General features: G+C 64.9%; 10 protein-coding genes. 4 read left to right on the top strand and 6 right to left on the bottom strand.

What is annotated here, in order from left to right; genetic code table 11:
- Positions 1–41: 41 nt before the first annotated feature.
- The 3 genes from ACODRX_RS20795 to ACODRX_RS20805 all read left to right on the top strand — a co-directional run bounded on the left by ACODRX_RS20795 (position 42) and on the right by ACODRX_RS20805 (position 1088).
- Entirely contained in the window at positions 42–362 is a 321-nt protein-coding gene (locus ACODRX_RS20795; RefSeq protein ID WP_488873441.1) for a DUF2322 family protein, read from the top strand.
- A 2-nt stretch (positions 363–364) separates the two neighbouring features.
- Positions 365–640 (top strand): DUF2164 domain-containing protein, encoded by a 276-nt coding sequence (locus ACODRX_RS20800; protein WP_488873442.1) that lies wholly within the window; start codon positions 365–367, stop codon positions 638–640.
- 163 nt (positions 641–803) lie between these two features.
- Positions 804–1088 (top strand): hypothetical protein, encoded by a 285-nt coding sequence (locus ACODRX_RS20805; protein ID WP_488873443.1) that lies wholly within the window; start codon positions 804–806, stop codon positions 1086–1088.
- Here ACODRX_RS20805 and mnmH read toward each other — a convergent pair.
- The 5 genes from mnmH to ACODRX_RS20830 form a co-directional block, all read right to left on the bottom strand.
- Positions 1037–2146, bottom strand: coding sequence for a tRNA 2-selenouridine(34) synthase MnmH (gene mnmH, locus ACODRX_RS20810; RefSeq protein WP_488873444.1), 1110 nt, complete (start codon positions 2144–2146; stop codon positions 1037–1039). The two genes, ACODRX_RS20805 and mnmH, sit on opposite strands and share 52 nt — an antisense overlap.
- Positions 2147–2176: 30 nt before the next feature.
- A complete protein-coding gene (gene loiP / locus ACODRX_RS20815; RefSeq protein WP_488873445.1) occupies positions 2177–2941 on the bottom strand; it encodes a metalloprotease LoiP in 765 nt (254 codons plus the stop codon).
- Between the two features lie 84 nt (positions 2942–3025).
- Positions 3026–3955, bottom strand: a complete 930-nt coding sequence (locus ACODRX_RS20820; RefSeq protein WP_488873446.1) for a CysB family HTH-type transcriptional regulator — start codon at positions 3953–3955, stop codon at positions 3026–3028.
- 45 nt (positions 3956–4000) lie between these two features.
- On the bottom strand, positions 4001–4396 hold the full coding sequence (locus tag ACODRX_RS20825) for a VOC family protein (protein ID WP_488873447.1): 396 nt from the start codon (positions 4394–4396) through the stop codon (positions 4001–4003).
- 67 nt (positions 4397–4463) lie between these two features.
- Positions 4464–5504: a sulfate ABC transporter substrate-binding protein gene (locus ACODRX_RS20830; RefSeq protein WP_488873448.1), complete on the bottom strand. Its 1041-nt coding sequence runs from the start codon at positions 5502–5504 to the stop codon at positions 4464–4466.
- 159 nt (positions 5505–5663) lie between these two features.
- Between ACODRX_RS20830 and ACODRX_RS20835 the strand changes: the two genes are divergently transcribed.
- On the top strand, positions 5664–5936 hold the full coding sequence (locus ACODRX_RS20835) for an oxidative damage protection protein (RefSeq protein WP_488873449.1): 273 nt from the start codon (positions 5664–5666) through the stop codon (positions 5934–5936).
- A 72-nt stretch (positions 5937–6008) separates the two neighbouring features.
- On the opposite strand, the gene ACODRX_RS20840 is transcribed toward ACODRX_RS20835, so the two are convergent.
- Positions 6009–6332 (bottom strand): M20/M25/M40 family metallo-hydrolase (locus tag ACODRX_RS20840; protein ID WP_488873450.1); only part of this gene is annotated, 324 nt, incomplete at its 5' end.

The following is a 6332-nucleotide window of genomic DNA, read 5'->3' on the forward strand; positions in this document are numbered from 1 at the left end:
CATGCACAATGGCGGCCCTACCACTCATCAAGGAAAACACCATGGCCTTCGCCGACAACCTGCGCCAGCTCCCCAGCATCGCCCACATCTCCGCGCTCAGGCTCATCGATGGCGCCGGCGTCGAGGCTGCCGTGATCGAGAACAAGCCCGGCAAGGCCGGCTCGCTGGCGGTCTATCACGCGCTGGCGGCCAAGCATGGCAGCATCACCGCGGAGGCCGCGCGGGAAGGCCTGGATTTGTTTGCCGAGCATACCGACGATGCCCGCCAGCATCCCGGCAACCATCCCAATATCGACCGGCTGCTCCAAGTCATCGCCACCGGGCAAGGCTACCAGGTGGAGCTGGTGCCGGCAGCAGGCTGAGCATGGCGGTCGAGCTGAGCAAGGAGGCCCGCCAGCAGGCGATTGCCTCCATCGAGCGCTATTTCCGCACGAACATGGACGAGCCCATCGGCAATGTGGCCGCGGGCGCGCTGCTGGGTTTCTTTCTCGAAGAGATCGGCCCGGCGATCTACAACCTGGCCATCGAGCAGGCGCAGCAGCGGCTGCAGCAGCAAGTCTCGGAGCTGGACATCGACCTGCATGAAGAGGCGTTCCGCTACTGGCGCAAGTACGACGCCAAACCCTCCAAGGGCCGGTAGCGACCATCAGCGGCCGCCCGCCTCCCCGCGCCGCGATCCCGCGCCATTCGCCGATTGCGGCGCCCTGCGTTTTGTGCTGAGATAGATGGCACCAAGGGACTGCAATCTGTGGGCGGTTCCAGCCGCATGGCGCTGCACCGTTCACGGGTATACGGAGGCTGCTATGGAAATCCGCTTCGTCGTGGGGAAGATGCCGGTCACGTTCGCGCGCGAATGGCTGTCCGGCGCCATGAAACTCATCACCCCCAATGAGACCCTGTGGCTCCAGAATCCGCTGGATCCGGCCACGCACTTCAACTGGCAGCATGAGCAAAGCTGGGAAAGGCCTATTGCCGGCCACCAGGTGCGGGTGCAAAGGCGCCACACCACCCTGGTTCCCGGCGCCGGGCCACAGCACTACCAGATCTTCGTCGATGAGGTGCTGGTGGCAGACGTGACCGGCGTCTGAGCCGCGTGCCCGCCCCACGCGGCGATCTCGCCGGCCAGGGCCTCGATGCCGGCCTCGTCCAGCTTGCCGCTGCCAAAGCGGGCCCGCTGCGGCCATTGCGCGAAGTTGCGCGCCTGCGACCGGCTGTAGTGCGGATCGTAGTGCAGCGCCATCAGCTCGGCGAACAAGGGCGCCAGCGCACGCTCGCGGGCCCAGGCCTGCCAGCGTTCCACCACTTCGCGGCCCTGCAGCTCCTTCAGGAAGGCGAGCTTGGTGCACAGGGCATCGACATCGTCGCCCAGGTAGGCATAGTCGCGCAGCAGATAGTCCAGGCGCGCCTGCGCAGTGGCCTCGATCTCGGCGCACGGCGCGGCACGCAGCTGCTGCACGAGCGCGAGCGGCAGCGCAATGCGGCCGATCTTGGCGCTTTCGCCCTCGACGAAAACCGGCTGCGCCGGATCGAACTGGGCCATATGGTGCACCAGCTGGGTCTCGAACTGCTTCTGGCTCGGCTGCTCCACACCGGGCAGGCCGCCGAGCAGTGAGCCCTTGTGCCGCGCCAGGCCTTCCAGGTCGAGCACCTGCGCCCCGCGCCGCTGCAGCGCCTGCAGCAGCCGCGTCTTGGCGCTGCCGGTGGCGCCGCACAGCACGCGCAGCTGCAATGGCGGCACCAGCAGCTCCAGCTGCTGCAGTACATGGCCGCGGTAGGACTTGTAGCCGCCTTGCAGCTGCTGCGCATCCCAGCCCACCATGCGCAGCCAGGTCACCATCGAGCCGCTGCGCAGCCCGCCGCGCCAGCAATAGACCAGGGGTTTCCAATGGGGCGGCTGGTGCGCAAAGGTCTCGCGCAGGTGGCGGGCCAGATTGGCGGCCACCATGGCCGCGCCCAGGCGCTTGGCCTCGAAGGGGCCGACCTGCTTGTAGATGGTGCCGATCTGCGCGCGCTCGTCATTGTCCAGCACCGGGCAGTTGATGGCGCCCGGTATGTGGTCCAGCGCGTATTCGCCAGGCGAGCGGGCATCGATCAGCACCGCGAATCGCGGCAGGTCGGCAACGGTGACAGGTTTGCGGTGAGACATGCTGCGCCCGATTATGGCGCCGCTTCCGGCTCACTTGCCGTTGATGCGGTCCTGCATGCGCTGGGCGCGCTGCTCCGACGGCGGGTGCGAGCTCAGCATTGAGCTGCCCGAGCTGCCACCGCTGAGCTTGGCCAGCTTCTGGAAAGCCGTCACCAGGCCCTGGCGGTTCATCTTCTTGTCCGTCAGCAGGTCGAAGGAATAGTCGTCGGCAGCGGACTCCTGCGATTGCGAGAACTGGGCATTGATGAATTTCTCGCCCAGCTCGCCGGCCTGCGATTGCGACAGCGTTGCCAGCGTGGCATTGCCGCTGCTGGCCGCAGCCGAGCGCACCGCCGATGCGGCATAGGCCGTCTGCATGCTCTTCTTGCTGTGGCCCAGAGCCACGTGGCCGATCTCGTGGCCCAGCACGCCGCGCACCTCGTCGTCGTTCATCAGATCCATCAGGCCGCTATAGACGCGGATGCAGCCGTTGTCCATGGCCCAGGCGTTCACATCCTGCGTCAGGTAGACCTTGTAGACCGCCTGCTTGCCGTTGATGGTCTGCGGCATCTTGGCAACGATCTTGTTCAGGCGCAGCGTGTACTTGCTCTTGGCATTGGCCACTTTGTTCTGCGCATCCATGGCCTGGCACGACTCGTTGGACAGCTTGACCACCTCGTCGTCCGACAGCGACATTGCCTTCATCGCACTGGCGCCGGAATCCATCAGCCCGCTGATATTGCCCGAATCCATGGTCTTGCAGCCGGCCAAAGCCAGGCTGGCCGCCAAAGCAGTCCACAACAGCCTCTCACTCATTGTTTTTTCCTTGCAAAAAAGACGACATCATAGCCATCAATCATTGCGCAAGAAACTTATCTACATGGATTGTTTACATTGTTTTTACAGCGAGGAACGCAGCGCCTGCTCGACCACGCTGCGGGTAAGCGTGGGCACGAAGGTTTCGATGAAGGCAAACGCATAACCGCGCAGCCATGCGCCCTTGCGCAGGCCAATGCGGGTGGTATTGATCTCGAACAGATGCCCCGCATCAATGGCGTGCAAGCCGCGGTCGCGCTGCAGGTCCACCGCCACCGACGCCACGATGCCGATGCCCAGCTCCAGCTCCACATAGGTCTTGATGACATCGGCATCCATTGCGGTCAGCACCACATGGGGAATCAGGCCTTCGCGCGCAAACGCATCGTCGATATGGGCGCGCCCGGTGTAGCCGCGCTCATAGGTGATGACCGGGTACTCGGCAATATCGGCCAGTCCCAGCGGGCGGTCGAGCCGCTGCAGCGGATGGCCGCCGGGCACGATGACGCTGTGCGTCCAGCGGTAGCCCGGCAGGGTCAGCAGTTCGTCATAGTCCGACAGCGCCTCGGTGGCCACCCCCATGTCGGCCACCCCTTCGAGCAGCATGTCGGCCACCTGTTTGGGCGAGCCCTGGTGCAGGTGCAGCTCCACTTGTGGAAAGGCCTGGCGAAAATCCTTCACCACCGCAGGCAGGGCATAGCGCGCCTGCGAATGCGTGGCGGCGATCGTCAAGTGCCCGCGGCCGCTGTCGCGGTACTCGTCGCCGGCGTGGCGCAGGTTGTCGGCCTCCTGCAGCAGCCGGTTCACGATGGGCAGCAAGACCTCGCCAGGCGGCGTCAGGCCGGTCAGGCGTTTGCCGGCGCGATGGAATATCTCCACCCCCAGCTCTTCCTCCAACTCGCGGATCTGGCGGCTGATGCCCGGCTGCGAGGTATAGAGCGTGGCGGCCACCTCGGTCAGGTTGAAGTCTTGCCGCGTCGCCTCGCGCACGGCTCGCAATTGCTGGAAATTCATGGCATGCAGCTGGGCGGCCGTGCAGTCGCGCCCGGCCGCGAAAAATCATTCGACAAAGATAGCGCCTCGCTCCGGCTCCAGAAACTCCAGCTGGTTGCCCGCCGGATCCTTGGCAAAAAAGCGCAGGTAGCCAGGCAAGGCGCTGCTCTCGACCACCGCGGTCTGCGCATCCAGCAGGCGCTGGCGCAGCTCGGGCAGGCCATCCACCTCCAACGCCAGATGCGAGACCGAGCCCGCGGCGCGCCCGGTGGACGGCACCAGGTCGATGCGCTGCCCGCCGGCCACGAAGCGCAGCGCGCCATTGCCCGTCGCGCCGGCACCACCGGCATGGCCGCACGGCAGCTCGGGCAGGCCAAGCAGCTCGCCGTAGAAATGGCGGATCAAGGGCCCGGTACCCACCGGAAACGGCAGTTGCACATGGTTGATGGCCTGGACTGGCATGGCGTCACCCTCTTCGGAAACGTGGATAAAACCGCTGCAAGCGCCTGCTCGGCAAGCGCTGGCAGCATCACTTCTTGGTGTAGATCTGGTCGAAGTTGGCCCCGTCGGCAAAATGCGCCGCATCGGCCTTGCCCCAGCCGCCAAAGGCCTCGTCGATGGTGAAGAGCTTGAGCGGTGCAAACTGCTTGCCGTACTGCGCCTTGGCCTTCTCGCCGGTGGGGCGGTAGAAGTTGCGCCCGGCAATGTCCTGGCCCTCATCCGAATACAGGTAGCGCAGGTAGGCCTCGGCGATCTTGCGAGTGCCGCGCTTGTCGACCACCTTGTCCACCACGGTCACCGTGGGCTCGGCCAGGATGGAGATCGACGGCGTGACGATCTCGAACTTCTCGCTGCCGAACTCCTTGAGCGCCAGGTAGGCCTCGTTCTCCCAGGCCAGCAGCACATCGCCCAGGCCGCGCTGCACGAAAGTCACCGTGGAGCCGCGGGCGCCCGTATCGAGCACCGGCACGTTCTTGAACAGCTTGGCCACGTAGTCCTTGGCCCCGGCGTCGCCGCCATAGTGGCGCTTGCCATACTCCCAGGCTGCCAGGTAGTTCCAGCGCGCGCCGCCCGAAGTCTTGGGGTTGGGCGTGATCACCTGCACGCCGGGCTTGACCAGGTCATCCCAATCCTTGATCGCCTTGGGATTGCCCTTCTTCACCAGGAACACGATGGTCGAGGTGTAGGGCGCCGAGTTCAGCGGCAGGCGCTTTTGCCAATCGGCCGGCACCAGGTTGCCGTGCTTGTGCAGCGCATCGATATCGCCGGCCAGCGCCAGCGTGGCCACGTCGGCGTCAATGCCATCGATGATCGAGCGCGCCTGCTTGCCCGAGCCGCCATGCGACTGCTTGACGGTCACATCCTGGCCCGTGGTGGCCTTCCAGTGCTTGGAGAACGCCTGGTTGAACTGCGCGTACAGCTCGCGCGTCGGGTCGTACGACACATTCAGCAAGGTCACAGGCGCCTGCGCCTGCTGGGCCTGTGCGAACTGCACCGGAGCCAGCGCCGAAAGAGACGCGATCAGGCCTGCGGCCATAGGAAACTTGATAAAGTGGCGGCGACGTTGCATAGAGGCTTTCCAATGTCTGTCAAAGAAGTTGCAGGCATTCTGGAAGCAGTTCTACGAAACTCAAAACAATATATATTTGGTTTTTTATCACCAAAATTCATATCAAACCTGTGTAGCGCGCCTTTTGGGGCCGCGCACCTGCAACCACGGAATCACACAATGGCACGCATGGTCCACTGCATCAAACTGAACAAGGAAGCCGAGGGGCTGGATTTTCCGCCCTACCCTGGCGATCTGGGCAAGCGCATCTATGAAAACGTGAGCAAGGAAGCCTGGGCGGCCTGGCTCAAGCACCAGACCATGCTGGTCAACGAAAACCGCCTGAACCTCGCCGACGCCCGCGCCCGCCAATACCTGGCCCGCCAGATGGAAAACCATTTTTTTGGCGGCGGCGCAGACGCCGCGGCGGGCTACGTCCCGCCCAGCGCGTAACGTAGTGCAGCGCTGCAAAAAATGGTTTCGTGAAAACCACTTCTTCGGCGGCGGCGCAGACGCCGCGGCGGGCTACGTCCCGCCCAGCGAGTCCTGATCTTTGCCGACCGGTGCCGCACGCCGGCCCGGCTCTGGCGCGTGCGACAGCTCCATCACCATCCGCGCCACCAGATACAGACGCGGCACGATGCTGGACACCTGCAGGTACTCCGCATGGATAGAGTGAGCCCCATAGCCCGGTATGCCGCAGCCCTCGACCACGCCGCCACGCGCCTTCAGGCCCGCGAACGCGGCATCGGTACCGCCGCCGTGGGCAGAATCGAGCACCGCCAGCGCTTGCCCCAGTTCATCCTGCGCAATGCGCTGCGCCCCGGCCGCGGGGCGGCGCGCCGCAGC

This window comes from Comamonas sp. FG99, from assembly GCF_057808605.1.